Source organism: Okeania hirsuta (assembly GCF_003838195.1).
GTDB lineage: Bacteria > Cyanobacteriota > Cyanobacteriia > Cyanobacteriales > Microcoleaceae > Okeania > Okeania hirsuta.
Genome location: NZ_RCBY01000103.1, coordinates 1 through 26455 on the forward strand (window position 1 = coordinate 1; position 26455 = coordinate 26455).

A 26455-nucleotide genomic window follows, 5' to 3' on the forward strand; every position below is an offset into this window, starting at 1 on the left:
CCGTTCTACTAAACTTACCCAAACTTACCCATACATGGTTGCATGAGCTTTGGAGCTAGCTTCCTGCTTCACAGAAGACCACCGACCGCAGTCTGCAACTTATCTTCTCCACAGGCTTAAAATCGCTTGAAACTCAAGCTACTGATTCACATAGTTTTTCAGGTTGATAGCAGCATTCAAATCTCTATCAGCTTCAAAACCGCATTCACTACATTCATAAGTTCTCAAGTGCAACGGCATTTTCTGTTGATGCCCACAGTTTGAACATATTTGAGAACTTGGATAAAATCTATCCGCTATGACTAATTTACTGCCGTACCATTCACATTTGTATGTCAGCTGACGCTTAAATTCATAAAAGCCACAATCAGCAATAGCACTTGCTAGTTTGTGATTTTTGAGCATTCCACTTACGTTTAAATCCTCAATTACTATGGTGCTGTGGTTTTTAGCTAACCATGAAGTGAGTTTATGTAGTGCATCTGCTCTGATATCGGCTACTTTTTTGTGTGATGAAGCTAGTTTTTTTACTGCTTTGCATCTGTTTTTGGAGCCAATAACTTTTTTGCTGACTGCACGTTGATGACGAACTAATTGTTTTTTGGCTTGCCTGTAGGCTTTAACATTAGCAAATTTGCTGCCATCAGAACAGGTTGCTAATGTATTTATGCCTATATCTACACCAATAGTTTCTCCAACTTTTTCTGTTGGTTCGGATTCAAAATTGTACTTGAAACTGATGTACCAACTATCTGCTTTTTTTGAGATGGTGACGTTTTTTACTGGTACAGAGGGTAAAATTTCATAAGTTTTTACTATTCCTATTCTGGGTAATTGTATGTAGTTTCCTTGAATAATCTTAATACTTCCTTCTAAGTAAAAGCTGTCTTTTCTGCCTTTTTTTTTAAAGACTGGAAATCCACGTTCAGGAATAGTTAGAAAGTTTTTAAATGCCCTCTCTAAATCTCTTAATGCTTGCTGGGGGGCACCCGATCGATACCTCATAATACCAGGGATTTTCACTTTTTACTTCAGCAATCAAACGTTTATGTAAAGTGATAGCACTAGGCCGTTTCTTAGTTTCCTTGTATTCACAAATGCAAGTTGCTAATCCCCAATTATAAGCATGACGGGCTACACCTGCGTGTTTGGCAAGTATGGTTTTTTGATAATTGTTAACTTTTAATTTGGTCTTGATTGATTGCATTTCAGTTGTCGGCCACCTCTTTTAATAGTTTAATAAGTTAAACATAAATCTAATATATCACAGTAAATGTCTATTTATGTTTAACTTTGTCCAATTATTTTAATACTGTTGATAGCCCCATAACTCATATAGGTATCTTGAGTAACTACAATCAAATCTGCATTAAGAGCTTTTATATGATTTTGTTTTTCTATACTGCATTTGTTTGATGTAACAATAACAACATGATAGCCTCTAATCTTACCTAGCATGGCAAAACTGCAACCTGTATTACCACTAGAAGAGCAGACGATAACATCCCCTCGCTTCAATTTACCTTGTGCTTCTGCAACATCAAGAATATAATTTGCCATTCGATCCTTGAGGCTGAAACCTGGGTTGATAAACTCGCATTTTGCATAGAGTTCTGCTGAGTTTTCACTGACTAATCTAGTCAAATCAATTAAAGGGGTATTTCCAATCAGGTCAGTAAATCTTGGAGCTTTCATCACTTTGATCTCATCAGTAAAATAGTTAATTTATGGCTTTACTTCTCAGATATTATGGTAGACATAAAGCCAGAATTCTTCAAAAACATGAAACCCATCAGTTTCTTGAGAAAGACGATTCTCTATCCACGCAGAGATCGTCTCAGGTTTCAACATCCACAGACCAACAAGCTGATTCTTTTTGACGGCATCAAGATAGATATCGGTAGGTATAGTTACTTGTTCACCATAACAACTCACTGAAAGAGGCATTCCCAATAAGTTTGCCGTGTCAAGTCGATCACTGGGGCGAGGTTCCGCAAAAATACTGGCCCAATAGCTTGATGCGATCTTTGGTAATGGGTAAGAACTAGCAGATCGAACTGTTCTCTCGGCAACTACAATAACCCCATTCTTTTTGAGCAAAGGCTGCAAATACGAAAGCGGAATTTTGTGTTCAAAGTAATGATAGGCTGATTTGACAAATATCAAATCCACTGTTCCATTAGGGGTTCTAGCTAATATATCTGATATCTCACAACAATGGAACTGAACTTGAGAATTTGGCATTTTTTCTCTGGCCAAGGTAATCATATTTGAATCAATATCCACGCCTACAATTTCTGAGTTGCCAAAGTTGGCTTTCAAGGCTAAAGTAGACAATCCTGTACCACAAGCTAGATCCAAGATAGACTGAGGCATAAAATCAATGAGAGATTGCAATACCCTAATTAATCGTTCGTCGTAAGTTTTAAAGTGCGAAAAAAATTTATGGTAAGTATCAGCGTAAAACTTATCTATTGTTTTTTCCAAGGGATTACCTCTTTTCAAGATTGTGATGTTTAATTAATAATTAGAATTCAGTTGTTAGACCCCACCCGATCGGTAGTGATACCAAATTAATTACCCATATTCTACAGCTAAAAATCCTATGTTGTCAAAAAAAAACAGGGAATAAATTAGGTACAAGATTTACGCAAAATTCCCTGTTAAGTTCTAGTTTTAGTCTAATATGTGTTGCAATGTCCTCTACAATTAGAGTTCCTGGGTAAGTTCTGAAGTAATTAATTTTTCCTGGGTACTTAGACTTAGTTGAATTACTACCGATACGAGGCTATCATCTCTATTAGAAAAATATTTTTTCTCTAAAATTAACCCTAGCTATCCATGATGAATACCCCCTCATTCATTTTCACTGTTGAATGTTGACTGCCTCAAAAAATCCTATTTAATTTCAGGACTAATCTCTTGATTTTGAAGTGTTAAACTTTTAGTAAGTCTAACTAGGAATTGTTGTGAAAATTGAATAAATTCTCTCATGCTAGAACCGTGAATAACTGCCCAAGTATTGGTAATTAAACAGCAGCTAGCAAACCACAAAAGAATGAATGTTTGGATTCTCACTACTCCTACAATAAACCAGCTTCCAACATGAAAGATAATCATTAAAGCGTAAAAACTAGCTACTAATGCTATTAAGTTGATTTCCTGTTTGGGGCGACGGAGGGCTGTAAAAATTATTGGTTGTAAACTTGCTAGTACATTCATGGGTACTAGAACACCACAAATTGCTACACAGTATATGTGTGAAAATTCGATTATGCTATCTAGATTTAACATTTTTGTAGTTTCTTTTCTCTTTTATTTTCCTAATTTTCCCAGATAAATTCAATCTTATTCAGAATTTGACTTTTCTAGGATGAAAGTTTAATCAATAACTGTTTATTTATCACTTTTTTCCTGTTTTTTAATTGAATCAGTCCACAAATTAGTGAACATCATTAGAAATGCTCCAAGAAAAACAGTAATTGCTATTCCAGTAGGAATTATAGTTTGCCAATCAGTAGTTTCCATGTACCTCCTAGTTTATTTAGTAACATAATTTTAGTAATTATACCTAAGATGTTATTTGCTTTTATCTAGTTATATTAAGTTTTGTAAACAAATTTTAAGTAGAAAGAAAATTAATTAATGTTTAAAGCTATGATAGAAAAGTATATCAATTATCAAAAATAGTTTGGATAAATGTACTTAATTTAACATTAAATATCAAAGTATAGATGAGCAAAAAAAATACTTAATATCAGGGGTGTTATTATTAGTATTGTCACAATAATTACCATTTTATATACATGAACGTTAAGCAAGTTATTCAAAACGAAACAGTAGATTTAATCAATAAATATCAAGAACAAATTCATCTTTCAGGTCACATTCAACCTCACGGTGTATTATTTGTCTTAAAAGAACCGGAATTGATAATTTTACAGGTAAGTAATAATACTTTTGAATTATTTGACATACCAGCGAAAACATTGCTGAATCAAAATCTGAGTTGCTTTCTTGACAAAAAGCAAATCAATAGCCTCAGAAAAAGCTTAGAAAATCATCCGGAGCTTAAAACCATTAACCCTGTTAAATTATCAGTTAAAACAAAAGATAAATCTTTAGTCTTTGATGGTATAATTCATCGTTCTGAAAAATTTTTAATCCTGGAGCTAGAGCCAGCTATATCTGAAGAAAGTATTTCATTTTTCAACTTTTATCATTCTGTGAGAGAAGCAGCATCAAAAATGCAAGACGCTTCTGATTTAAAAAATTTATGTCAAATAATAGTTGAAGAAATTAGAAAAATTACAAGCTTTGATAGAGTAATGGTATATAAATTTGATTCTCAATACAATGGAGCTGTAATTGCTGAAGATAAAATAGAAACTTTAGAGTCACTTTTAGGATTAAATTACCCAAGTTTAGATATTCCACCCCAAGCTAGAGAACTTTATACTAGAAATTGGCTGAGGGTAATAAGAGATGTTAATTATCAACCAGTAAAAATTATACCTGTAAATAATCAGATTACTCATCAACCCATTGATTTAACTTTATCTGTTTTAAGGAGTGTTTCTCCCTGCCATAGACAGTATCTAAAAAAGATGGGTCTTACTGCTACAATGTGTATATCTTTAATGAAAAACAAAAAGTTATGGGGTTTAATTGCTTGCCATCATATTTCACCGAAATATGTGCCTTATGAATTACGGGCAGCGTGTGAATTTTTAGGGCAAACAATGTCTCTAGAACTTGCTTATAAAGAAAATCATGAAGATTATGATTATCAACTAGAGTTAAAGTCGCTCAAAAGTCAAATTATTGAAGAGATTTCCACATCAGAAAATTTTATTGATGCCTTAGTTGAATGTCAAAATAAACTACTAAATTTAGTCAGTGCTGAAGGAGCAATCATAGTTTCTGGAAACAATTTACAGTCAGTGGGAAAAACTCCACCATTAATAACTGTTGAAAAATTAATTAGCTGGTTGGAAAAAAAGTTCAATCAAGAACTATTTTATACAGATTCATTGCCCAAAGTTTATCAAGAGTTCGAGAAATATAAAGATATAGCTAGTGGGTTATTGGCACTCTCAATATCTTCAGCTCAGAGAATTTATATTTTGTGGTTCCGACCAGAAGTTATTAGAACAGTTAATTGGGCAGGCGATCCTGCACCTATTACAGAAGCAGAATCTAATGGTAATATTAAATTTTGCCCAAGAAAATCATTTGAGTTGTGGAAAGGAGTAGTTAAACTCACATCTCGACCGTGGAAAGAATGTGAAATTAATGTTGCTTTAGAACTGAGAAATGCGATTATTAAAATTGTACTGAAACAAGCAGATGAACTAGCAAAATTAAATTCTGCGTTGCAAAAATCAGAAGCAGGAGAGAGAGAAAAAGCTGCTCAATTAAAACGAACTTTAAAAAGATTACAATTGACTCAAACGCAATTAATTCAAAGTGAAAAAATGTCGAGCTTAGGACAATTAGTTGCAGGTATTGCCCATGAAATTAATAACCCGATTAATTTTATTTATGCCAATATAAAATATGCAGATAATTATGCTAATGAACTAATGTATTTGATTAAACTTTATCAAAAACATTGCAATCCATCGCCAGAAATTAAACAAGAAAGCGAAAAAATAGATTTAGAATTTATTCTCGAAGACTTACCTCAACTATTAAAATCTATGGAGGTAGGGACAGAACGCATTTATGAAATTGTCAAGTCTTTGCGTAACTTTTCACGGCTTGATCAAGCAGAGATGAAGCCAGTTAATATTCATGAGGGAATAGAAAGCACTTTACTAATATTGAATAATCGACTCGATCCTAAAGTTGGAAAAAAGATTAATTTAATTAAGGAATATGGTAATTTACCTCAAATATATTGTTATGTGAGTCAGTTAAACCAAGTATTTATGAATATTTTGGTAAATGGAATTGATGCTCTGGAAGAAGCAATAGCAAAAGGCAAATTTTCTGAATCAAATGAACAACAAATTCCCACAATTAAAATTCAAACAAAAGTTGTAGGGAAAAATCTGATAACTATTACTATTTCTGATAATGGTATAGGTATAAAAGATGGGGTGCTTAACAAAATATTTGACCCTTTCTTTACGACAAAACCTGTTGGTAAAGGTACTGGTATTGGTTTGGCAATTAGTTATCAAATTATAGTAGATAAACATGGCGGTCGGATATTTTGTAATTCCCAGGAAGGAAAAGGAACTGAATTTATAATCGAAATTCCTAGTCAAAATAATATTAGGAAATTTAAGACTCTATAAAATTGACCAGAAAAAATTTATGGGAGATTTCCTATAAAGCAATCTAGCAATTTTTATTAAAAATCTTAGCTGAAGAAATTCGGTATAGAGCTGCATTAGCTTTCTGTATGCAAAATAAAATGGATCGATCGCCTCCTCTGGTAGGTCTAATATCAAGTCTCATTAAATTAGCCAAGGGTAAAAAAGTTCTTCTCTTGAGAGAGAATATTTTTTCCGTCTCTTGGTGCGCGTTCCCTTGCGACTATCGTCGTCGCGGGGTCGCACCGCTTTGTCATGGGAAGCAAACAAATTTCCTCTTGTTCCCTACTCCCTACTCCCTATTCCCTAAATTTTTTGGTAGTCCTGCATGGGTTTTGGTGAAGATATATATTTTTTAATTTCTCCCATACTTCCCATCCCCCCATCTCCCCATCTCCCTATCTCCCCACACTCTCTCTACCATTACTATGCACCACCACCAATTTTTGATTGGGGTTATTTAAAGAGACATGATGTAAGGGAGCGGGAAATAAATTGCTAATCCTAACTTCCTGCAAATGACCACCACTATTGAGGCAAAAAACAGGATTGCTGAACCGCATATCTATGCGATCGTTATAATTTTGTGAGTTGTTTGGGTAGGTTTAACCATTCCTACTAAAAGCTTATGTAAGTCAATAGCAATAGGAAACTTGATTTTACTATCTGGATGATGTTGGTTATAGTTCAAGATCTTTTTAGTTAACCACAAACCCCAATTATAGGTGTGACGCGCTACACCCGCGTGTTTAACCAGTAGGGTTTTTTGTTGATTTGTGGAACGTAACTCAGCGCGTGAATCCAAGTAGCATAAAATAGATAATTGGAGATTATTATAGATAATACCAGATTATAGACAACAGTTAAAAACTCCTGATTCGATTTAGTTTAACACTTGAAAACTAAAATAATAACCTTTGATATTTTGAGCAGGTAGATATTCGTCCTCTATTTTAGCTATCATTCTCCAATGTTTAGCTTTTGTCAGTTCTTCTTCTACTATTTGAAAGTGACTCTCTTGATCTTCATAAAAGTGTTTGCGAACACTATAAACAATATAGCCTCCCTTTTTCGTAACCCTTACAAGCTCACGGAGAGATTCCGCAGGAGCGTGTCCTGGGATAAAAGTCCCGACACAAATAATAGCATCAAAAAAATCAGAAACAATCCCAGAATCTGGTAAATAACCTTGAATAAAATCTGAATAAATATTGCGTTTTTTGGCTACATTTAACATCCCTTCAGATGGATCGAATGCAGTAAATTCTACATTTTTATAGCTATATTTAGCTAGTTGTTCTCCCTGCTCTCCTGTTCCTGCTCCTACGTCTAATATTTTCATAGACTCTTGATCAGGAACGGTTTCTGCAAAGAGTTTTGCTGTCACTACAACAGGAGTGTTTTCTCCAGTGCCGCACAATTCATTTTTGACCTGTTCATCAAACTCTTGGGCATATTGATTATAGTCATCTAGCAGATTTTTGGCATCTATAGTTTTATTTTTGGCGTTGCTGAAGCACGGGTATGATTATGGAAAAGAGCGCACGCCAAAAAAGTCCACTTATTAGAATTAAAAATTATGCAATGTCCTGAATGTAAATCAGATCATATCAATAAAAATGGTCATAAAAAAGGAAAACAAAACTATATTTGTGTCCATTGTGGCCGACAATTCATAGAATCTTATGAAACTGGTAGAGGTTACTCTCAAGATCTTAAACAAGAATGTCTAAAAATGTATGTAAATGGTATGGGATGAGCGAGGCATTGAAAGAGTCAAGAAACTACATCATACCACAATTATTAATTGGGTAAAACAAGTAGGAAAACTCTTACCTGATTGTTATGATCCACAGACAACTCGCCTAGGTAGGAGAATTAGATGAATTGGAAACTATGGTATGCTCAAAAAAAACAAAATTTGGCACAGCAGCTGCAGTAGACCACTTTAAACAGGGTATTTTGGGATGGGTTTTAGGAGACCATAGTTCCAAAACTTTTGCTCCCAGGGTGGGAAGTTATTAGTAAATGGAAATGCTATTTTTATGTGACAGATGGATGGAAAGTTTACCCAAATTTTAAACAGTGATGGAGATCAAATCATTAGCAAAACATATATGGTTCGAGTTGAGGGTGAAAATACCCTTATTAAGACATTATTTAGCAAGGTTACATCGTCAAACTCTTTGTTATTCTAAATCGTCAGAAATGCTGAGATATTCTATTCAATTATTAATTCACGCTTCTCAAATTTAGAGATGTGCCAACTCCTTATTCAAATAATATAAATTATTTGATAGTGAGCGCGATCGCTACTTTTCTACAATCATACCTTAATTCAGCAACGCCTTATTTTTAAATGTATTACCCCAGTTACTCATAGTCTATCCTCCTAAAATCAAAAAATTAATTCTCCATAAGGCCATTCGGCAAAATTTCTTAATATATCTTAATATATATTGTAAAAGAAAAGTTTAGAGTTTAAGGATATGGCCATGACTGATAACCAAACATCTAAAGTGAATAGACTATTTCAGACCCTAGCCTATTTTGGGGTTGTTCCCTTTGTTGGGAGTTTTAAATGGCTACAAAAATTATTTGGTGAAAAGACACCCAAAACACCAGAAAAATCACAAGTAGTATTAGTAGTGGGTGCTAATGGTGGAGTTGGTAAACGAGTTGTACCTAGACTCCAGGAGCGGGGTTATCAAGTTCGATCGCTCGTTCGAGATGCCAAAAAAGCTCAGAAAGTTCTCGGCAAAAACGTTGAAATAGTAACTGCCGACATTACCAAACCAGAAACCCTCACCCCCGAAATATTCAAAAACGTTAGCAAAATCATCTGTTGTACAGGAACGCGAGTACAACCAGTCGAAGGAGACAACCCAAACCGGGAAAAATATTACCAAGGTATCAAATTCTTTATGCCAGAAGTTGTTGAAGACCCTCAACTTGTCGAATATGAAGGCATGAAAAATCTCGTGGCAGCCGCAAAACCACAACTACAACCAAGCAACAACAAAATTATCTTTGACTTCACCAACCCCACCCAAGACCTCAAAAAAACCTGGGGAGCATTAGACGATATCGTTATGGGGGGAGTCAGCGAAAGCTCCATCCGTCTGACAGATACTGGTGCTATGTTCTCCGGTAATGTCTCAACTGCCAATTCAGGGGGTTTTGTATCTGTTCGTACCCGTAACTTCGACCCCCCAATGAATTTATTAGGAGCTGCTGGTATCGAACTCCGAGTCAAAGGAGACGGCAAACGCTATAAATTTTTCCTCCGCTGTGAAGACAAATGGGATGGAGTTGGTTACAGTTATTCTTTTGACACCGTTTATAATATCTGGACAACTATTCGCATTCCATTTAAAGATTTAACACCAGTATTTCGTGCCAAAGTTGTAGAAAATGCTCAACCTTTTAATCCCAGTCAAGTTTATTCTTACCAATTAATGTTGAGTAAATTTGAATATAACCGAGAACTTAATCCTAAATTTACACCAGGATTTTTTCAGTTAGAAATTGAGTCAATTAAAACTTATGGTAGCGACCAATTACCTAAATTTGTATTGGTTAGTTCGGCAGGTGTAACTCGTCCGGGGCGACCAGGTTTAAACTTAGATGAACAACCTCCAGCAGTGAAGTTTAATGACCAATTAAAAGGTTTGTTGAATTGGAAATTAAAAGGAGAAGAAGTTATTCGTTCTAGTGGGATTAATTACACTGTTATTCGACCTTGTGGAATGACTGAACAAGAAGCCAGGAACTTTGTTGATACAATTTTGAATCAACAAAATTCCTGGCTTCTTGTTCAGTTATTCGTTCTAGTGGGATTAATTACACTGTTATTCGACCTTGTGGAATGACTGAACAACCAGGCGGTCAAGCATTAATATTTGACCAAGGTGATAATATTAAAGGTATTGTTAGTCGGGATGATATTGCCGAACTTTGTATTAAAGTTTTGGAAGAAATACAGGCTTGCAATACAACTTTTGAGGCAAAAGGAGATAAAGAAAAGCAGGCTAGTGCTGAAATTTGGCAGAAGTTATTTAACAGTTTAGAAGCTGATAAAAATAAATTAACTGTGACAGTTTAAAAAGTATTTAGCAATTGTTCACAAACCTCGTGGGAATATCATGTCCGGTTGAATAGTTATAAGTTAGAAGCTCTCGTAGTAGGGCTTGAGCAATAAGATAGATATCTCATATCAAATCCGGTTAAATGCCCTCAAAATCAATAGCTTAAAACCCTGATTATTACCTGATTGGATTTATGTGCAATTAGGTGGATTTGATATTACTGGCTAAAGCCCTAGCCTATCAAAAAGCTTAAAACTCAGACAACGCCAGATTTTTCCTTCTTCCTTCTCTGGTAAATATAGCAGTCGCCACTATAGTTAGGACATCGGGTAATTATGATGATTCATAACGTGAGCAAGATGCTCGCACTAATTGTCAAACACCAACCAGGCGGTTGCTATAGAATTCGTCACTGTCTAAAAGATATGAAGTGTTTACAGGATGCTATGGAATTTGTCTTGCGTCAAGCGTCCTAACAGTTATGGCAGTTGCTATAACTAATCGCCTAGATAACTAAACGCCTTATTCCTTCTTCCTTCTGCTATATATTTATCAAACAAAAAAACGCGAATGAAATTAACCACTCGCGTTTTTTTTCAGATAGAAAATTTTCTTCTGGATGTTTATGAAACTACTGCTGCTACCTTTTCATCTGGAGAAACTTTAGCAGTCAAACGCTCATAAGTTGCACGCATTTTCAGACCGACTAAAACTTGGAACAGTCCACTACCATTATTGGAACCTGGATAGTCTTGGTGTTCCCTCATCATGTGGGTCATCTCACCATAGTATTTAGTGGCAGTATTGCTGAGGTGTCCTTCAACGTAAATCATTTCTTCCAGGTTATCAAAGTTACCATCTACTTCTAAGACAGAAACTTCATGGCCGAAATAGGCATCTGGGCCATAGAACATTTTAATTCCAGGATAGGAACAAGTAAGCTTACGTCCACAAGGAATCCAGTTAATAGTCGATCCTTCATCAAACAAATATACTGGTTCAAACCCTTCTACACCTTCACGTTGGATCAAGCGTACTCGTAAGACTTTATGTTCCTGATCATCAGGAATAAGTTTGGTGGACAAAATTTGAATGACCACATCTGCATGAGCTTTTTGTGGGTCAATATAAGCATCAAAGTCTGGACGACGAGCATTGATAGAAGCAAGTACATCTTCGTAACGATGGCCTCTTTCTGCCATATCGCGCTTGATTTTCCAAGCAATTTTAACTTCATCACTAATATCTAGATAGACACTAAAGTCAAGTAGCGATCGCACGCGCTCATCAAATAGAGGATGAAGACCCTCAATCACTATAATATGATTGGGATGAACTTTTTCCGGTGGGTCAATCATGCCAGTTTCGTGGTTATAAATTGGCTTATCAATAGACTGACCTTCCTTTAGAGCTTTAATTTGCTCATACATCAAGTCAAAATTATTGGCCCTTGGGTCAAGAGCAGTAATTCCTGTTTCTTTACGTTGCTTACGATCTAGACTATGGTAGTCGTCCAGGCAGATAACTGTAACAAAATCTTCTCCAAATACATCTGTTACACGACGCAAAAAAGTAGATTTTCCGCATCCAGAATCTCCGGCAACTCCAATTAATACTACTCTATCTGGTTTTTTCACAATAGTTCCCCTCTAACACAAAACAAAGTTTAATGACATATCCCATACTTTTTTTTGGGTGAGTCTCAGCTTCTGAGTGAGTCCAGGACAAGTTCCTGAGCATTTCTTGAGCTGTGTTGATTCCTGTAATGCTCCATTTAGACTTACTCTATCAAAATTTAATCATAAACTGACCCATTTTCCTGGCCACATCCTCTGAATGAGGAGAGACTTGAGGTTTTCTGGCGGGTTAAGCTAAATCAATAGACAAGTCTAATGAACTTGGTGTCCACATAAAACAACTTCACTTGAAAGTGTTGCTTTGCTACACAGTAAAAAGCTAAGACAGCTCACTGTCGTTGGACTTTTGGACAGACTTTGAAGCTATTGACTCTAAAGTCTTTATTACTAACTTTTGTAAAATATCATATCAGAATGGGATCTTCCCTACAAGGATCAAAGAAAATAAAAGCTTAATCAACAGTACTCTGTTGGAATGAGTTCTATAGACAAAAGTCATTTTTTGGAAAGCCAAACGTTATAAATCAAGGGACTTTCAGTTCTGTAAGCATTTTTACCTCTCCACCTATAAATCCTAGTGATTGTATTTGGTTGATTTATTTTCGCCAATTTTCATAAAAAATCTGAATTAAGTCAGATAAATTGGACTGATGATATTGTTTTATTTTTATCTTTATCTCTCATGGATTTAATACCCCACCATCTACACGGTGATTAAAATTGGTTGGGGTTATCAGACACGAAGTGGTTTGTCGAAAACATCCCCATGCAATTTTCCCTTCTGCCTTCTTCAACTCTTGTGAATTTAATCCTTACCGTCACCGTCACCCGCAGTGCCAATGGGGTTGGTGGGTTGAGAATCTCCATAGAAAGCACTCTCGGTTTTACTGACTACTGGCTATTGACTAATGACTACTGACTATTAATTTGATAATTAGCTACAGAACTTAAAAGAAATTAAGACCACTCTGCATTTTATATGTAAAATAGTCAGAATTGATTAATGCCAAGAATTAACAATGTCTTAGAGATAAATAAAGAGTGAAAAAAGATGTTTCTGTATTGGCCATATACTTAAAAGCATCTTAATATAGAGACTCAAGCTGTAATAAAAGTGAAATTCTTGTGGGTGAAAAGTGTATTTGTACCAGAATCAAAGATCGGTCAATAATGACAATTCAAACAGCACTTAGTCATAGTGTAAAAAACAATACAGAACACTATACTGCCTCTTTTTATTGAAGCTTGAGAAGCTACATCAGAGTAAACAACTGAAAAAAATATTAGTTTTACTCATCCTATTGTAGTTCTACTTTTAGGTTACTTCCTAATCATAGAATGAATTAGAGAATAAACAAGATGCCATAAGGAAAACAAGATTTTCAGCACTAAACCTCTGAAATATAGACTTAAAACCTACTGGCCATTATACCAGAGTATCTTAAAAAACACTTAAATAAAAAGACTCATCATCTCTTGGCAATATACTTTATCTAAATGGAGAAATCAACTAATGAAAACTCAAACTGCATTGGGAGTAAAAACCAATACAGAATACGGTAGTCGTACTTTTGTATACGAAGTCGAAGGTTTACGTCAGAGTAATATTACTGACAAAACAAATAGCCCCATCCGTCGCAGTGGAACTGTTTATATCACTGTACCTTATGCCCGCATGAACCAAGAAATGCAAAGAATTACACGGATGGGAGGCAAAATTATCAGCATTAAAGCTGTGAGTGAAGACTCTCAAATGAACGGTCAAACAACTACAGGAGAAACAACTAAACCCATGACTCAAGCTAAACCTAAGTCACATAAGGATGTTCCGGTAAACACCTATCGCCCCAAAAATCCATTCATCGGCAAATGTCTTTCCAGCACTGAGTTAGTGCGTGAAGGTGGTGAAGGTACTGTTCGTCACCTAGTATTTGACCTTTCTGGTAGCGACTTGCACTATCTAGAAGGTCAAAGTATTGGTATTATTCCACCAGGAACAGATGATAAGGGTAAACCTCATAAGTTAAGGCTTTATTCCATCGCTTCTACTCGTCACGGCGATAATCTTGACGATCAAACAGTGTCTCTGTGTGTACGCCGTCTAGAATACAATCACCCAGAAACAGGTGAAAGAATCTATGGTGTATGTTCTTCTTACCTATGTGGTATGGAAGAAGGTGCAGATGTGGCCATTACTGGGCCTGTAGGTAAGGAAATGTTGTTGCCTGATGATGAAGACGCAACTATTATTATGATCGCAACAGGTACAGGAATTGCTCCTTTCCGTGCTTTCATCTGGCGGATGTTTAAGGAAAGAGAACAAAACCCTGATTATCAGTTTAAAGGTTTGGCCTGGTTATTCTTTGGTTGTGCTTACACTCCCAATATTCTCTACAAAGAAGAGCTTGAAGAACTGCAACGTCAGTTCCCTGATAATTTCCGCGTAACTTATGCTATTAGTCGCGAACAAAAGAATAAAGATGGCGGCAAAATGTATATTCAGCACAGAATTCAAGAAAACGCTGATGAGTTGTGGGACCACATCCAAAAGCCAAATACTCACACTTACATCTGCGGTCTCAAAGGTATGGAAGGTGGCATTGATGAAGGAATGTCTGCTGTGACTGGTAAGTTTGATGTTGATTGGAGCGAGTATCAGAAGCAGTTGAAAAAAGACCATCGTTGGCACGTTGAAACTTACTAATATGATATAATAGGGGACTATTAATCGCTGCATTTTATAGAACTCAGGGAGAGGTACATTTGATACCCCTCCTTTTTTAGTTGAATGGACAAAAAAATAGGCTCCTGAGTAATTGTTTGTGATCAACAAATTCTGCTAATATCAAGTGGATTGAGTTACTAATAAATTGAGACAGGGGACAAAAATTTCCTAGATATTCTCCCAATATTTGGGTTAGTGTCACATCTCTCAAATTTAATTAATCCAGGATCATAATTAGGAGAACAAAATGAAATTTGGTAATCTTGCTAAAATTGTCGCTGGTGTTGCTGGTGTAGCAGCTACTGGGTATGGTGTAAAAAAAGCTGTAGATTATTTCCAGAACCGCGATCAAGAAGAACCCGATCCAGAAGCAACTGAAGACGCAGAAGTAGAGCTAGAAGCTGATGATATTGCTTTTGCGACTGTGGAACCTGAGTCAGTACAACCTTTCCTTGATGCCAGCTTTGGCGCTCCAGGTCGTTACGTTCCCACTCGTCCGCCTAAAGTATTTGAATATCAAGACCAACAATACATGGTAATATGGTCTTACGATAACGAAAAAGAAAAAAATCAATTGATGGGATTCCAATACACTGATGCAGGTAGGCAAATGGTTGCTAGTGTAGGATATACTGCTGATGCTACTGACTATAATGTTAACTTAGACGGTACAAATTTAGCTGTTGAAGTTAATGGAGAACAAATTACATCTGGTCAAGGTGAAACTGGTGGTGCAGATGAAGTTGATTTAGTTCCAGTCGGATAACTTAAATTTAGAAATTAAGTGGTAGTGGTGTATAGTTGGTAATAATGATGAATAGAATTACTAGCTAAACTATTAGTAATTGAGTTTTGCATCTGCCACAAGAATGCACCACTATCAAAAAATTAGTTGAAAATGAGACCCAGGGTATTTTAACCCTACACATTCCTATAATAGACTTGTCGCTTTATAACTTAAAAATCCCCCAAAAACCTTGTTCTGTAAGGATTGTAGCTATTAGTATGCAAAAATGCTTGTATTTATTGATCTGTCTAGGTTAGAGTGATTTTTTCCCTTTATTTAGCGACAACTCTAATAACCAGATATGGTATCACACAATTGGTAATGCAATAGTAAAGATTCTACAGAAGGCAAATAAGCAGAGTTTGGTAACATTATTTGAGTAAATTAGTATAACTTAATCAGAACAATAATATCTGAAACTATATTCAATTAAAAACCTAAATTACCAATGAAAAATATAGTTGTTGCCCTCGACTTTTCTCAAATAACTCCTGCTATTATTACTCAAGCGGAAACTTTAGTCCTAGCTTTTAACAGCAAATTATGGTTAATTCATATTGCTGAACCAGATCCTGATTTTGTTGGTTTTAAGACTGGACCTCAGCCTAAGCGCGACCGCTGGGCACAAGAGTTTCGTAGAGAACATCAGCAGATTCAAGATTTGGCAGAAGAGCTACGCCAAAAAGGTCTTGATACAGTGGCTTTGTTAACTCAAGGTTCTACAGTAGAGACTATTTTGGCAGAGGCCAAAAAATTAGCTGCCGATTTAATCATCATAGGGTCTCATGGACGCAGTGGTATTGAGAAATTTTTTGTGGGTAGTGTTAGTGAGGGTATTTTGCATGGTGCCCATTGTCCAGTTTTGGTAATTCCTGCTAGTTGGCGATCGCCAGAAACATTAGAAAATTGACGCAGTATTAAATGAGGATGTATGACGGCATTTTTGGATTTTTTGGATAGTTGAGCCGTCATGCACTATTAGAAGATTATTTTTTCACATTTTTTGATTTCCAGATGAGTTATATCATTTCCGGATAATCAGTTATGAAAAAGACTTTCTCCTCTTTCCTTCTTCTTTCTTCCCTCCTGACTCCTGACTTCCCCATCGTTTATTTATAAGTATATCAATCAGACATGATATTAATTATTGCTGTGCTGATTAAATCTAAAAGTATTTATAGATAAAGGTTTTAGCCTTTTTGGGGTCTTTCAAAAGTGCCTGGTTTTGAGCTCTTGATGCTCAAAAAGGAGCGTATTTTAGGCTCATAGTTGGGCAGAAAAATCATTCTTACAATTCTTACTCCTACCTCCTCGCTCCCAAGCCATTTATCCTGTCTTCCCCTCCACGGTCGGGGGAGGGGCGAGGGGTGGGTTGTCTCCAGTATAGCTGTCTCCTACCCTCACCCATAAGACGAGTGAAGCGCAAACCCTAATTACCAAAATATTGTTGATATAAATCAGGGAATAATTTTAATCCTCCTGAACTAATAATATCTGATTCAATTATGCTTTTATTCCTGATATATTCAGCAATTAATTCGCGAATTTCTGTAACAGATTGGCAAATTATTTTTCCTTCTTTAAACATGAAATAACCACCACCGCCATTAGCGCGATAACTATTCATAGCAACTCGTAAAACTTGATTTGCTTCAACATCTTTTCCATCTAACTGTAATTTAGTAATTCGTTTTCCCACTGGTTGAGTAATATCAACTATGTAATCAATTCCACTATATAAATCCCAATTATAGCCCAGAGAATTTTCAACTAAAACCTCTTCTGGATAATCAGGTAAATCATCAATATTAACTTGTTTAAAATAAGCAGCATTTTTTTCTAAAGCACAACGCAAAATATCCCCATTAATTTCTAAAACCAACAAATAGTTATCATAATTATAGATACTGTAAATATCTCTCCTAGTAATTTTTCCTGGAGGAATTTTACCAGTGTTATTAAAAATAGAAGTTAGAGAAATATTTACAGGATAACCTGCTGCTTTTGCAGCTTGTATTTGTACTTGATTGATTAAAATTGACAGCTTGCTCTGATTAAAGCGTGCTTTTATACCACCATAAAATTCAGTTTTTGCCACACCAATAGGTTGATTGATATAGCGTAATATTTGCTGATGATATGGCAAATAAAGTTGTAAAATTTTCTGTTCCGGTTCAATAGCAGTAACATATAAATTAGTAGAATTTTTAGTAATAACTTCCCACTTTTTACCCCGATACTCTAATACTAAAGTATACTTACTTAAAGCTTTTCCCCAAAAAGAAGGCTCTGCAATTAAAACATTATTAACTATAGCTTTAGGAACATCGTGATGTGAATGTCCTGCCATAATTATATCAATATCTTTTACCTGTTGTGCTAATTCTAGGGTGAGATTTGAATCAGGAATAGAGCCTGTTTCTTTCCACTCTTGAATATCGGTTAACCAAGCAGAAGCCAGCCTTTTATCTTTTGGTACTTTAGAAAAACCAGTATGTTGAACAATAGTAATTAAATCTGCACCATCATTTCGCATTTGAGGAATATATTTTTGAGCAGTATTTATGAGATTCTCAAAAGTTAATCCAGCTATATTTTCAGATGGCACCCAGTTATAAGTTGCAGGAGTAATTAAACCAAGAATACCAATTTTTATACCATCAACATTTTTAATGATATAAGGTTTAAAAGCAGGAGTGCCATCACTTTTTTGGATATTAGCACAAACTATGGGGAAATTAAGCTGACTTATCCAACGGGAAAGCACATTAGTACCATAATCAAACTCATGGTTTCCTAAAGTAGCAGCATCAAATTTGAGAGCATTCATTGTTACTGCCATCGGATGTACTGCTTCTGTGTCAATTCGATTATAGTAATAAGTTAATGGTGTCCCTTGAATAGTATCGCCGCCATCAATAAGTAGTAAATTAGGATTTTTAGCTCGTTCCTGTGCGATTAAACTAGCGACTTTTGCTAATCCCCATTCTGCGGGTTGGTTGGTATAGTAATCATAAGGCATAAGGTTGCCATGAATATCACTAGTTTCCAGAATGGTGATGGTTTTGGGTGGGGGTGTTGATGTTATCAAGGGAATAAATAGTAATATAAGTGTAAATAACAAAGGAAGGCAGAGTGCAGAAGGTAGAAGGTAGAAGGGAAAGAATAAGGTGAGAAGGTACAAAGTTTTTCATCAACTAATTAATTGTCAGGATTCCATATCAGGCTTTTAGCAATGATTAATTTTTAATCTGAAAATACAGGTCTAGAGCAGTGCTATATCTGGCGTTGGTGATTTGTGGCTATGATTATGCTTTAATGGCTATTGCCTAACTATTAACTGAAAAGCATTTTATATTTTGCCAAATTTAGGTTTCATATCAAATCCGTTTAATTGGACATAAAAAAAATCTTCAATCGTCATAACTACCCTCATCTTTGTAATTCTTTCTCCTCCTGACTCCTATCTTCCCCTCCTGGGAGGGGGAGGGGCGAGGGGTGGGTTGACTCCTGAGGACTCCTAACTTAACCATTCTATGGCTGTTTAACCGGATTTGATATCATAGCTTGATTCACCAACGCCGGGTTTGAATCCGCATATACATTGATTCTGTCTCCTGTATTCTGTCTCCTGTATTCTGTCTCCTGACTCCTTCTTCAAATAAATAAACCTGTTAAAAATAGTGGGATAGGTTCATACATTTATTCAGCAACGCCAAATTTATGTTTAACAACCATTCGCATATTTCCTGGTGGTGCCATAGTTAACCCTCTACGGACAGGTTGGATAGATTTATCGGAAACTAATTTGAGTTCGCATTTTGATAAAATAGTTGCTAAAACTAATTTCATTTCAAATAAAGCAAAAGCTGAACCGATACAACGACGACTCCCTCCTCCAAAAGGTAAATATTCATAAGGTGAAAATTGTCTTTCTAAAAAACGTTCCGGTTTAAATTTTTTAGGTTCAGGATAAATATCCTCTCTTTGATGAGTTAGATAAATAGAAGGAAGTACTACCATTCCTGGTTCAAGTTGATAACCCATAATTTCTACAGGTTTCTGGACAACTCTAGGAAAAGCAGTTATGACAATGGGATAGAGACGCAAAGTTTCTTGACAAACTGCGCTGAGGTAGGGAAGTTTAGTAATCGCAACTTTTTCTGGGTTAGCGGGAAGAGTAGCTAATTCTGCTAATAGTTTTTCCCGCACTAAAGGAATTTTATCAATCCAATATAATGCCCATGCTAATGCCGAAGCGGTAGTTTCGTGACCCGCAAACAGTAAAGTGAGCAGTTCATCCTTAATTTCTTCGTCACTAATACGATCGCCTGCTTCGTCACGCGCTTCTAGGAGTAAACTAAGGATATCATCACGATGATTTGCTTCTTCCCTAGCAGTTTCAATTTCTGCGAATATTAGCTCATCAACTTTTTGCCTTTTTCGTAAAAATCTACCCCAGGGACTCCAAGGACCCCAGTCTTTTTGCAAAAAACTGAAGAACAGAAAAGTGGAGGTGAGGGGAGAGCTAATGGAGTCGAGGACATCAGACAAAAGTATTCTCAGTTGTTCGTAACGTTCCCCTCGATCTAAACCAAATACCGCCCCAAGGATAACTTTTAGGGATATTTCTTGAGTAGACCTACGGATGGGGAAAGGTTTATTTATTTGCCAGCGATCTATAACATCGGAAGTAATATTATATATTAAGTCCCCATAAGTACGCATTCGATCGCCATGAAAAGGTGGCATTAATAATTTTCTTTGACGTTGATGGCGATCGCCGTTTTGCAGAAGTAGAGAATTTCTGCCCACAAGGTATTGTAAAGCACCATTACTACCACCTGAGCTAAAGGTATCAGAGTCAGCAGTAAAAATTTGTTGAATAGCTTTCGGGTTACAGAAATAGATAAAAGGAGTCTTGGAGTTAGTGTTGGTCCTGAAGATATCTCCGTATTGAGAATATCGCTCCTCTATTGTTTGTAAGGGACGAAAAATAAATTTCCAAGTCCGGACTCTTCGTTGTAGAGGGGACAATGCGGGGCCATCAGGTAATACCATTTTTGCTTTGTTGATTATGTCAGAGTTACTTCATCTATTTTGATTCATTTGTAAATGAGATGGGAGGATTTATTGGTTTAAAAACAACTATGTTGATATAACAGAAGGAAGAAGGAAGAAAGAAGAAGGAAGAAGGAAGAAGGAAGAGGGAAAAATCTTGTGTTGTCTGAGTTTGAAGATATGTCCGCGCTCTTTCCTTCGACTGTTATATATAGCAGTCGCCACTATAAGTTAGGACATCGGGTAATTATGATAATTCATAACGCGAGCAAGATGCTCTAATTGTCAAACACTAACCTGGCGGTTGCTATATTTAACGCCTCCGAATATTGTCTATCTCCAAATTTCCCTCCCATACATAACCTTGTCTGAGTTTGAAGCTTTTGATCTGTCCGCACCCTTTCCTTCGACTGCTATCTATTATCTATTTACATAGATTCCTCCCATAAGAAGTACAGAGATTAACAATTGAATTTCTGTAGTGCGAGCATCTTGCTCGCTATAGTATCTTGCCCGCTTCGGGGTGTACCTTAGAGTCTACTGTAATACCAATTATCATATACTAATTCTGTACTTAAGTAATACTTTAGTTATTAAGTAGGGTTTGCTGATTAAATATCAAAGTATTGACTGGTATTAGTTTGAGCAATTTTAGGTCTGGAAAAAGTGCGAGGTTTTAGGTGGTAATAGTTCAAAAATGAGCGGATTTTGGTCAAGAGTTGGCCAGAACAATCTTGGGACAAAACTTAGCTCCTATCTCCTCCAAATCCCCTACTTCCCCTCCTGGGAGGGGTTAGGGGTGGGTTGTCTCCTGTCTCCTACCCTCACCCATAAGACTTTTTCAGCAAACCCTAAGTAATTAACACTGGCCCGATCGCTTTTTTGCTAATTTGAGCCAAATTAATGTTAATTGTTTTTATGTTTACTTCGACCTAGGGGCAAACGGCCGTTTGCCCCTACTCCTCTACTCCCCCACTCCCCCACCTGACTCCTAATTCTTATATTGTCATTGAGAAACAGTAGAAATTTTATCTATATGATGTAATAAACCCAAAAAGTTTGAATAGCTAATAGCTATAAGAGCAGACTCCGGCCAAATATTATAGGAATCTAAAATTCCATTAGCTAGTCTAACTGGATTAAGAAGTTTCCTATAGAATAACTCCTGTGTGGCAAAGCTAATTACCACCTTTGTCTTTCTACTACAGAAAAATTGATAACGGTTAAATTTATGGAGGAGTAATGAATCAATATATCAACCCCACTACTGAAAATCAAATTCAGGTAGAAGACGATCGAACCGGCATGAGTGTTACTACTCTCAGACGTGCCCTAGCAGATAACCTGTTTTATTTGCAGGGGACCTATGAGTCCATGGCAAAACAAGATGATTTTTATCGTGCTCTGGCTTATACTATACGCGATCGCTTACTTCAACGCTTTCTTTCTACAATTCGTACTTATAACGAGAAAGATGTTAAAGTTGTATATTATCTCTCTGCTGAATTTCTCATGGGTCGTCACCTGGGTAATAGTTTGATTAACCTGGGAATTTATGAAAAAATTCGTCAAGCTATCACCGAATCTGGGTTAAATTTAGATGAACTACTGGAACAAGAAGATGACCCTGGTTTAGGAAATGGTGGTTTGGGTAGATTAGCAGCTTGTTTTCTTGACTCTTTAGCTACTTTAGAAATTCCAGCTATGGGGCACGGTATTCGCTATGAGTTTGGCATTTTCACCCAAACTGTACAGGATGGTTGGCAAGCAGAAATTCCTGATAAATGGTTACGTTTCGGGAACCCTTGGGAAATAGCTCGTCCTGCTGAAAAGGTAGAAATCAAGTTTGGAGGTCATACAGAAGGATACCATGATGATAAAGGGCACTATCGAGTAACTTGGGTTCCGGATGAAACTGTAATTGGTATCCCCTATGATACCCCTGTTCCTGGCTATAAAGTTAATACTGTTAACCCTTTACGTTTGTGGCGAGCAGAAGCTAGTGTAGACTTTAAATTTGAAGAGTTTAATGCTGGAAACTATGACGGTGCAGTAGCAGATAAAATGAGTTCGGAGACGATATCCAAAGTTCTCTATCCTAATGATAATACCCCTCAAGGTAAGGAACTCCGTCTGAAGCAACAATATTTCTTCGTTTCTTGTGCTTTACAGGACATCATCCGTAGGCATTTATCCCACAACAAAAATCTAGATAATTTATACGATAAAGCAGCAATTCAACTGAATGATACTCACCCTGCTGTGGCGATCGCGGAAATGATGCGCTTGTTAATTGATGAGTATGATATGGACTGGGAGCGTGCTTGGCATATTACTCAAAATACTTTTGCCTACACTAACCATACTTTGCTGCCAGAAGCATTAGAGCGTTGGGCAATTAGTTTATTTGGTCGCCTTCTCCCTCGCCACCTAGAAATTATCTATGAAATCAATCGGCGCTTTTTAACTCAAGTGCAAACTTGGTTTCCTAAAGATGAGGAATTGCTTGCCCGTGTTTCTCTGATTGAGGAGGGGGGTGAAAAATCTGTGCGGATGGCTAATTTGGCTACTGTTGGTAGTCATGCTGTCAATGGAGTAGCAGCACTGCACACAGAATTGTTGAAAAAAGGTGTGCTTAAAGATTTTTACCAACTTTTCCCAGACAAATTCTTCAATAAGACTAATGGAGTGACTCCCCGTCGTTGGGTTTTACTGAGTAACCCTAAACTTTCTGCTCTATTCTCAGAGAAACTGGGAGGAGATAGTTGGTTGCGAGATTTCGACCAACTACGGCAACTAGAAAAATATGTTGATGATGCAGAATTTCGGAATCGTTGGCGAGCAATAAAGCAAGAGAATAAGGCTAAGTTGGCAGAGCGCATTCTCAAGCATAATCGGATTGAGGTGGATATTAATTCTCTATTTGATATTCAAGTCAAACGTATTCATGAGTACAAACGTCAACATTTGGATGTATTCAACATCATTACTCTGTATAACCGCATTAAGCAAAATCCAAACATTGATATTCCACCCCGCACGTTTATTTTTGGTGGCAAAGCTGCTCCTGGTTACTATATGGCTAAGTTGATTATTAAATTGACTAATGCCGTTGCTGATGTAGTTAATGACGATCCTGATGTGCACGGTCGCCTGAAAGTTGTCTTCTTGGCAAACTTTAATGCTTCTCTTGGTCAGATTATTTATCCTGCTGCTGACTTATCTGAGCAAATTTCTACTGCTGGAAAAGAAGCATCCGGAACTGGTAATATGAAGTTTGCCATGAATGGAGCGATGACTATTGGTACTCTTGACGGAGCTAATATTGAGATTCGCGAAGAAGTTGGAGCAGAAAACTTTTTCTTATTTGGTATGACTGCTCAAGAAGTTTTCGATCTGAAGGCAAAGGGTTATAAACCTCTGGAGTACTACAATACTAATGCGGAACTTAAAGCAGTAATTGACCGAATTGCTGGCGGTCACTTTAGTGAAGGTAATCCTAATTTATTTAAGCCTTTGATTGATTCTCTACTGTACAATGACCAATATATGCTACTAGCTGATTATCAAAGCTATATTGAATGTCAGGAGCGGGTTGGTAAGGTTTTCCAAGACCAAGAAAAATGGACGAAAATGTCTATCTATAATTCTGTTCGCATGGGTAAATTCTCTTCTGACCGAACAATTATGGAGTATGCAAAGGAGATTTGGGGAGCACAACCAGTCAAGATTGACCAAGAAACTTATACTCAAGATAATGCTGGTTTGAAGGTAGATTCTTAAAGAAGCACTTCAGCGGTTAGCATTCAGCAATCAGCTCAATACTGTAGGTTGGGTTAAGCGGTAGCGCAACCCAACAAAAATTAACAGGACTTACGCAAAGACACTGTGTATAGAGTCCAGTAACTATTGTCCAATAGTTATGAGTACTATATATAGCGTATCTGCGTAAGTCCTAATTAAGTGTCTGTTGGGTTTATCCTACAGTTAACGAAGTCATAGGTCAGAAGTTATTTTTGTAACGGGGATTTGAGCAACTCTCCAAAAATATACTGAATTTTGCCCCCCTAGCCCCCCAATTCTGGGGGGAACAAGAATCCATTAGCTGGTAAAAGTCCCCCAATTTTGGGGGATTTGGGGGGCGCGTGATGTATAGCAATGTGCGCTGGCATATTTACAAATTACAGGAGATGTCCAATAGCTAAAAGTCTTATATTATCGGCCTTTTATTCCCCCTGTTGCCTGTTGCCTGTTGCCTGTTGCCTGCGCACAGCGCTATAGCAAATGAGACTTTTCAGACAACCTCTTAAAAAGCGGGGTTTTAGACCAATGTTATTTTGATAACCTGCGCTAACTTTCCTCAACCCAACCGACAAAACTATATAGTGTTTTTAATTCTAAAATATTCTCTATTTTTATTATAAATTCCTGAAAAAAATGCAAGACAAAATATTAGCTAAAGAAAGACAATTCCACGATATCTGGGCATCAACTATTGATATAGAAGGTATTCGAGTAGTTGATTATTTTGAAAGTTGTACTGCTCCAGAAAATAGATTTATTCTCCAACAAATGGGGGATTTAACTAATAAATATTTGTTAGATTTAGGCTGTGGTGCAGGGGAAAATAGTGTTTATTTTGCTAAAAAAGGAGCGCGGTGTGTGGCGACTGATTATTCTTCTGGAATGGTGGATGTTGCTGTTAAGTTGGCTGAAACAAATGGGGTACAAATTGAGGGGAAAGTTATGGATGCAATGGCTTTAGAATTTGCCGATAATACTTTTGATTTTGTTTATGCTTCTAATTTACTTCACCACTTACCAAATCCAAAGTTAGCAATTAGAGAAATGCACCGCGTTCTTAAACCTGGTGGTAAAGCTTGTTTTTGGGACCCGTTGAAACATAATCCTGTGATTAATGTTTATCGACGTATTGCTACAAAGGTTAGAACTGAGGATGAAATGCCTCTGGATATTAATCTTGTTAATTTTATTAAATCTCTCTATTCAGAAACAGCTTACGATACTTTTTGGTTGGCAACTTTGTGGATTTTTTTAAGGTTTTATTTAATTGAAAAAGTCGATCCAAATAAGGAACGTTATTGGAAAAAAATTATTATCGAACATCAAAGATTAGAACCAATGTATCGGAAATTAGAAAGATTAGATGGGGTATTAAAAAAGTTGCCTTTGATGAAAAGATTTGCTTGGAATTTAGCAGTAGTTGCAACTAAATAGTGCAGAAGGAAGAAGGAAGAAGGAAGAAGGAAGAAGGAAGAAGGAAGAAGGAAGAAAGGGTTTAGTTAGGGTCTGCTGAATAAAGTCTTTTTGCTCTTTGTAGGAGACAGCTATACTGGAGACAGCTATACTGGAGAAATGGGAATGTAGAGGAGGTAGGAGCAAGAATTGTCTCTCAATTTTTCTGCCATAATCATCCTAAAATACCAGCATGCATGAGCTTTTTCCACCAAAAAGTTGGTACTTTTTTCAACGCTAAAACGCTAAAACCTTTATCTGTAAATACTTTTAGAATTAATCAGCAAGCCCTAGTTATCTAAGAAAGAAGGAAAAATCTCGTGTTGTCTGAGTTTTAAGCTTTCGATTATAGTATAAAATAATATAGTAATCCTATTTTATTTGTGTCAAAAATCTTACTGCTTTTTAGGGAACACTTAACTGGGAACAGGGAACAAGTAAGAGTTTCAGTTTTTTTATTTACTTTTTGATTTGTCACGACCTATTTAGGATTGCTATAGTCAAGTATTGATGTAATATCATGTCCGGATAATTAGTTATAAAAAAACTTTCTCCTTCTTCTCCTGTTGTTCTTCTTT

21 protein-coding genes and 2 pseudogenes are annotated in these 26455 nt (G+C 36.4%); 10 read left to right on the forward strand and 13 right to left on the reverse strand.

What is annotated here, in order from left to right; genetic code table 11:
• Positions 1-138: 138 nt before the first annotated feature.
• The 6 genes from D5R40_RS17440 to D5R40_RS41200 all read right to left on the reverse strand — a co-directional run bounded on the left by D5R40_RS17440 (position 139) and on the right by D5R40_RS41200 (position 3528).
• Positions 139-1023 carry an RNA-guided endonuclease InsQ/TnpB family protein gene (locus D5R40_RS17440; RefSeq protein ID WP_240039181.1) on the reverse strand — a complete coding sequence of 295 codons (885 nt, stop codon included), beginning with the start codon at positions 1021-1023 and terminating at the stop codon, positions 139-141.
• Positions 947-1207: a helix-turn-helix domain-containing protein gene (locus D5R40_RS39770; protein ID WP_240039182.1), complete on the reverse strand. Its 261-nt coding sequence runs from the start codon at positions 1205-1207 to the stop codon at positions 947-949. The genes D5R40_RS17440 and D5R40_RS39770 overlap by 77 nt, the downstream gene beginning before the upstream one ends.
• Positions 1208-1287: 80 nt before the next feature.
• Positions 1288-1695, reverse strand: coding sequence for a pyridoxal-phosphate dependent enzyme (locus tag D5R40_RS17445; protein WP_124147393.1), 408 nt, complete (start codon positions 1693-1695; stop codon positions 1288-1290).
• Between the two features lie 45 nt (positions 1696-1740).
• A complete protein-coding gene (locus D5R40_RS17450; RefSeq protein ID WP_124147394.1) occupies positions 1741-2487 on the reverse strand; it encodes a class I SAM-dependent methyltransferase in 747 nt (248 codons plus the stop codon).
• A gap of 411 nt (positions 2488-2898) precedes the next feature.
• Positions 2899-3294, reverse strand: a complete 396-nt coding sequence (locus D5R40_RS17455; RefSeq protein WP_124147395.1) for a hypothetical protein — start codon at positions 3292-3294, stop codon at positions 2899-2901.
• 102 nt (positions 3295-3396) lie between these two features.
• Positions 3397-3528 carry a hypothetical protein gene (locus tag D5R40_RS41200; RefSeq protein ID WP_275670457.1) on the reverse strand — a complete coding sequence of 44 codons (132 nt, stop codon included), beginning with the start codon at positions 3526-3528 and terminating at the stop codon, positions 3397-3399.
• 278 nt (positions 3529-3806) lie between these two features.
• Between D5R40_RS41200 and D5R40_RS17460 the strand changes: the two genes are divergently transcribed.
• Positions 3807-6305, forward strand: a complete 2499-nt coding sequence (locus D5R40_RS17460; protein ID WP_124147396.1) for an ATP-binding protein — start codon at positions 3807-3809, stop codon at positions 6303-6305.
• A 416-nt stretch (positions 6306-6721) separates the two neighbouring features.
• On the opposite strand, the gene D5R40_RS35470 is transcribed toward D5R40_RS17460, so the two are convergent.
• The 3 genes from D5R40_RS35470 to D5R40_RS17470 form a co-directional block, all read right to left on the reverse strand.
• On the reverse strand, positions 6722-6886 hold the full coding sequence (locus D5R40_RS35470; RefSeq protein ID WP_161564726.1) for a hypothetical protein: 165 nt from the start codon (positions 6884-6886) through the stop codon (positions 6722-6724).
• Positions 6887-6888: 2 nt separating this feature from the next.
• Positions 6889-7128 (reverse strand): helix-turn-helix domain-containing protein, encoded by a 240-nt coding sequence (locus D5R40_RS17465; protein ID WP_205127546.1) that lies wholly within the window; start codon positions 7126-7128, stop codon positions 6889-6891.
• A 78-nt stretch (positions 7129-7206) separates the two neighbouring features.
• Positions 7207-7710, reverse strand: coding sequence for a class I SAM-dependent DNA methyltransferase (locus D5R40_RS17470; RefSeq protein WP_124147397.1), 504 nt, complete (start codon positions 7708-7710; stop codon positions 7207-7209).
• Positions 7711-7902: 192 nt separating this feature from the next.
• On the opposite strand from D5R40_RS17470, the pseudogene D5R40_RS17475 reads away from it, so the two are divergent.
• The 3 genes and pseudogenes from D5R40_RS17475 to D5R40_RS41205 form a co-directional block, all read left to right on the forward strand.
• A pseudogene (locus D5R40_RS17475) lies at positions 7903-8682 on the forward strand (IS1 family transposase).
• Between the two features lie 136 nt (positions 8683-8818).
• Positions 8819-10195, forward strand: a complete 1377-nt coding sequence (locus D5R40_RS17480; protein ID WP_124154976.1) for a CIA30 family protein — start codon at positions 8819-8821, stop codon at positions 10193-10195.
• Positions 10192-10428 (forward strand): annotated as a pseudogene (locus D5R40_RS41205) (CIA30 family protein); the annotation flags it as partial. The gene D5R40_RS17480 and the pseudogene D5R40_RS41205, both read left to right, overlap by 4 nt.
• Positions 10429-11034: 606 nt before the next feature.
• Here the strand turns inward: D5R40_RS41205 and D5R40_RS17490 are convergent.
• Entirely contained in the window at positions 11035-12051 is a 1017-nt protein-coding gene (locus tag D5R40_RS17490; protein ID WP_124147399.1) for a phosphoribulokinase, read from the reverse strand.
• Between the two features lie 763 nt (positions 12052-12814).
• On the opposite strand from D5R40_RS17490, the gene D5R40_RS35475 reads away from it, so the two are divergent.
• The 4 genes from D5R40_RS35475 (at position 12815) to D5R40_RS17505 (ending at position 16470) form a co-directional block, all read left to right on the forward strand.
• Positions 12815-12967: a hypothetical protein gene (locus D5R40_RS35475; RefSeq protein WP_161565011.1), complete on the forward strand. Its 153-nt coding sequence runs from the start codon at positions 12815-12817 to the stop codon at positions 12965-12967.
• Positions 12968-13561: 594 nt separating this feature from the next.
• On the forward strand, positions 13562-14752 hold the full coding sequence (gene cpcD/petH, locus D5R40_RS17495) for a bifunctional rod-capping linker CpcD/ferredoxin--NADP reductase PetH (RefSeq protein WP_124147400.1): 1191 nt from the start codon (positions 13562-13564) through the stop codon (positions 14750-14752).
• Positions 14753-15020: 268 nt separating this feature from the next.
• Positions 15021-15539 carry a hypothetical protein gene (locus D5R40_RS17500; protein WP_124147401.1) on the forward strand — a complete coding sequence of 173 codons (519 nt, stop codon included), beginning with the start codon at positions 15021-15023 and terminating at the stop codon, positions 15537-15539.
• A gap of 469 nt (positions 15540-16008) precedes the next feature.
• A complete protein-coding gene (locus D5R40_RS17505; RefSeq protein ID WP_124154977.1) occupies positions 16009-16470 on the forward strand; it encodes a universal stress protein in 462 nt (153 codons plus the stop codon).
• A gap of 393 nt (positions 16471-16863) precedes the next feature.
• On the opposite strand, the gene D5R40_RS41210 is transcribed toward D5R40_RS17505, so the two are convergent.
• The 3 genes from D5R40_RS41210 to D5R40_RS17515 form a co-directional block, all read right to left on the reverse strand.
• Entirely contained in the window at positions 16864-16986 is a 123-nt protein-coding gene (locus tag D5R40_RS41210) for a hypothetical protein (RefSeq protein WP_282433644.1), read from the reverse strand.
• A 3-nt stretch (positions 16987-16989) separates the two neighbouring features.
• Positions 16990-18651, reverse strand: coding sequence for a bifunctional metallophosphatase/5'-nucleotidase (locus tag D5R40_RS17510; RefSeq protein ID WP_240041612.1), 1662 nt, complete (start codon positions 18649-18651; stop codon positions 16990-16992).
• A 611-nt stretch (positions 18652-19262) separates the two neighbouring features.
• Positions 19263-20621 carry a cytochrome P450 gene (locus D5R40_RS17515; protein ID WP_124143948.1) on the reverse strand — a complete coding sequence of 453 codons (1359 nt, stop codon included), beginning with the start codon at positions 20619-20621 and terminating at the stop codon, positions 19263-19265.
• Between the two features lie 1242 nt (positions 20622-21863).
• Between D5R40_RS17515 and D5R40_RS17520 the strand changes: the two genes are divergently transcribed.
• Positions 21864-24404 carry a glycogen/starch/alpha-glucan phosphorylase gene (locus tag D5R40_RS17520; protein WP_124154978.1) on the forward strand — a complete coding sequence of 847 codons (2541 nt, stop codon included), beginning with the start codon at positions 21864-21866 and terminating at the stop codon, positions 24402-24404.
• Between the two features lie 654 nt (positions 24405-25058).
• The gene (locus tag D5R40_RS17525; protein ID WP_124154979.1) at positions 25059-25859 is read left to right on the forward strand and encodes a class I SAM-dependent methyltransferase; all 801 of its coding nucleotides are present in this window, start codon (positions 25059-25061) and stop codon (positions 25857-25859) included.
• The last annotated feature ends 596 nt before the right edge of the window (positions 25860-26455 follow it).

What these genes read in the sequence shown, in the direction of transcription:
- D5R40_RS17500 (WP_124147401.1), top strand. Translation starts at nt 15,021, where the DNA reads ATGAAATTTGGTAATCTTGCTAAAATTGTCGCTGGTGTTGCTGGTGTA.
- D5R40_RS39770 (WP_240039182.1), bottom strand. Translation starts at nt 1,207, where the DNA reads ATGCAATCAATCAAGACCAAATTAAAAGTTAACAATTATCAAAAAACC.
- cpcD/petH (WP_124147400.1), top strand. Translation starts at nt 13,562, where the DNA reads ATGAAAACTCAAACTGCATTGGGAGTAAAAACCAATACAGAATACGGT.
- D5R40_RS41200 (WP_275670457.1), bottom strand. Translation starts at nt 3,528, where the DNA reads ATGGAAACTACTGATTGGCAAACTATAATTCCTACTGGAATAGCAATT.
- D5R40_RS17515 (WP_124143948.1), bottom strand. Translation starts at nt 20,621, where the DNA reads ATGGTATTACCTGATGGCCCCGCATTGTCCCCTCTACAACGAAGAGTC.
- D5R40_RS17445 (WP_124147393.1), bottom strand. Translation starts at nt 1,695, where the DNA reads ATGAAAGCTCCAAGATTTACTGACCTGATTGGAAATACCCCTTTAATT.
- D5R40_RS17520 (WP_124154978.1), top strand. Translation starts at nt 21,864, where the DNA reads ATGAATCAATATATCAACCCCACTACTGAAAATCAAATTCAGGTAGAA.
- D5R40_RS17460 (WP_124147396.1), top strand. Translation starts at nt 3,807, where the DNA reads ATGAACGTTAAGCAAGTTATTCAAAACGAAACAGTAGATTTAATCAAT.
- D5R40_RS17525 (WP_124154979.1), top strand. Translation starts at nt 25,059, where the DNA reads ATGCAAGACAAAATATTAGCTAAAGAAAGACAATTCCACGATATCTGG.
- D5R40_RS17455 (WP_124147395.1), bottom strand. Translation starts at nt 3,294, where the DNA reads ATGTTAAATCTAGATAGCATAATCGAATTTTCACACATATACTGTGTA.
- D5R40_RS35475 (WP_161565011.1), top strand. Translation starts at nt 12,815, where the DNA reads ATGCAATTTTCCCTTCTGCCTTCTTCAACTCTTGTGAATTTAATCCTT.
- D5R40_RS17480 (WP_124154976.1), top strand. Translation starts at nt 8,819, where the DNA reads ATGACTGATAACCAAACATCTAAAGTGAATAGACTATTTCAGACCCTA.
- D5R40_RS35470 (WP_161564726.1), bottom strand. Translation starts at nt 6,886, where the DNA reads ATGCGGTTCAGCAATCCTGTTTTTTGCCTCAATAGTGGTGGTCATTTG.
- D5R40_RS17505 (WP_124154977.1), top strand. Translation starts at nt 16,009, where the DNA reads ATGAAAAATATAGTTGTTGCCCTCGACTTTTCTCAAATAACTCCTGCT.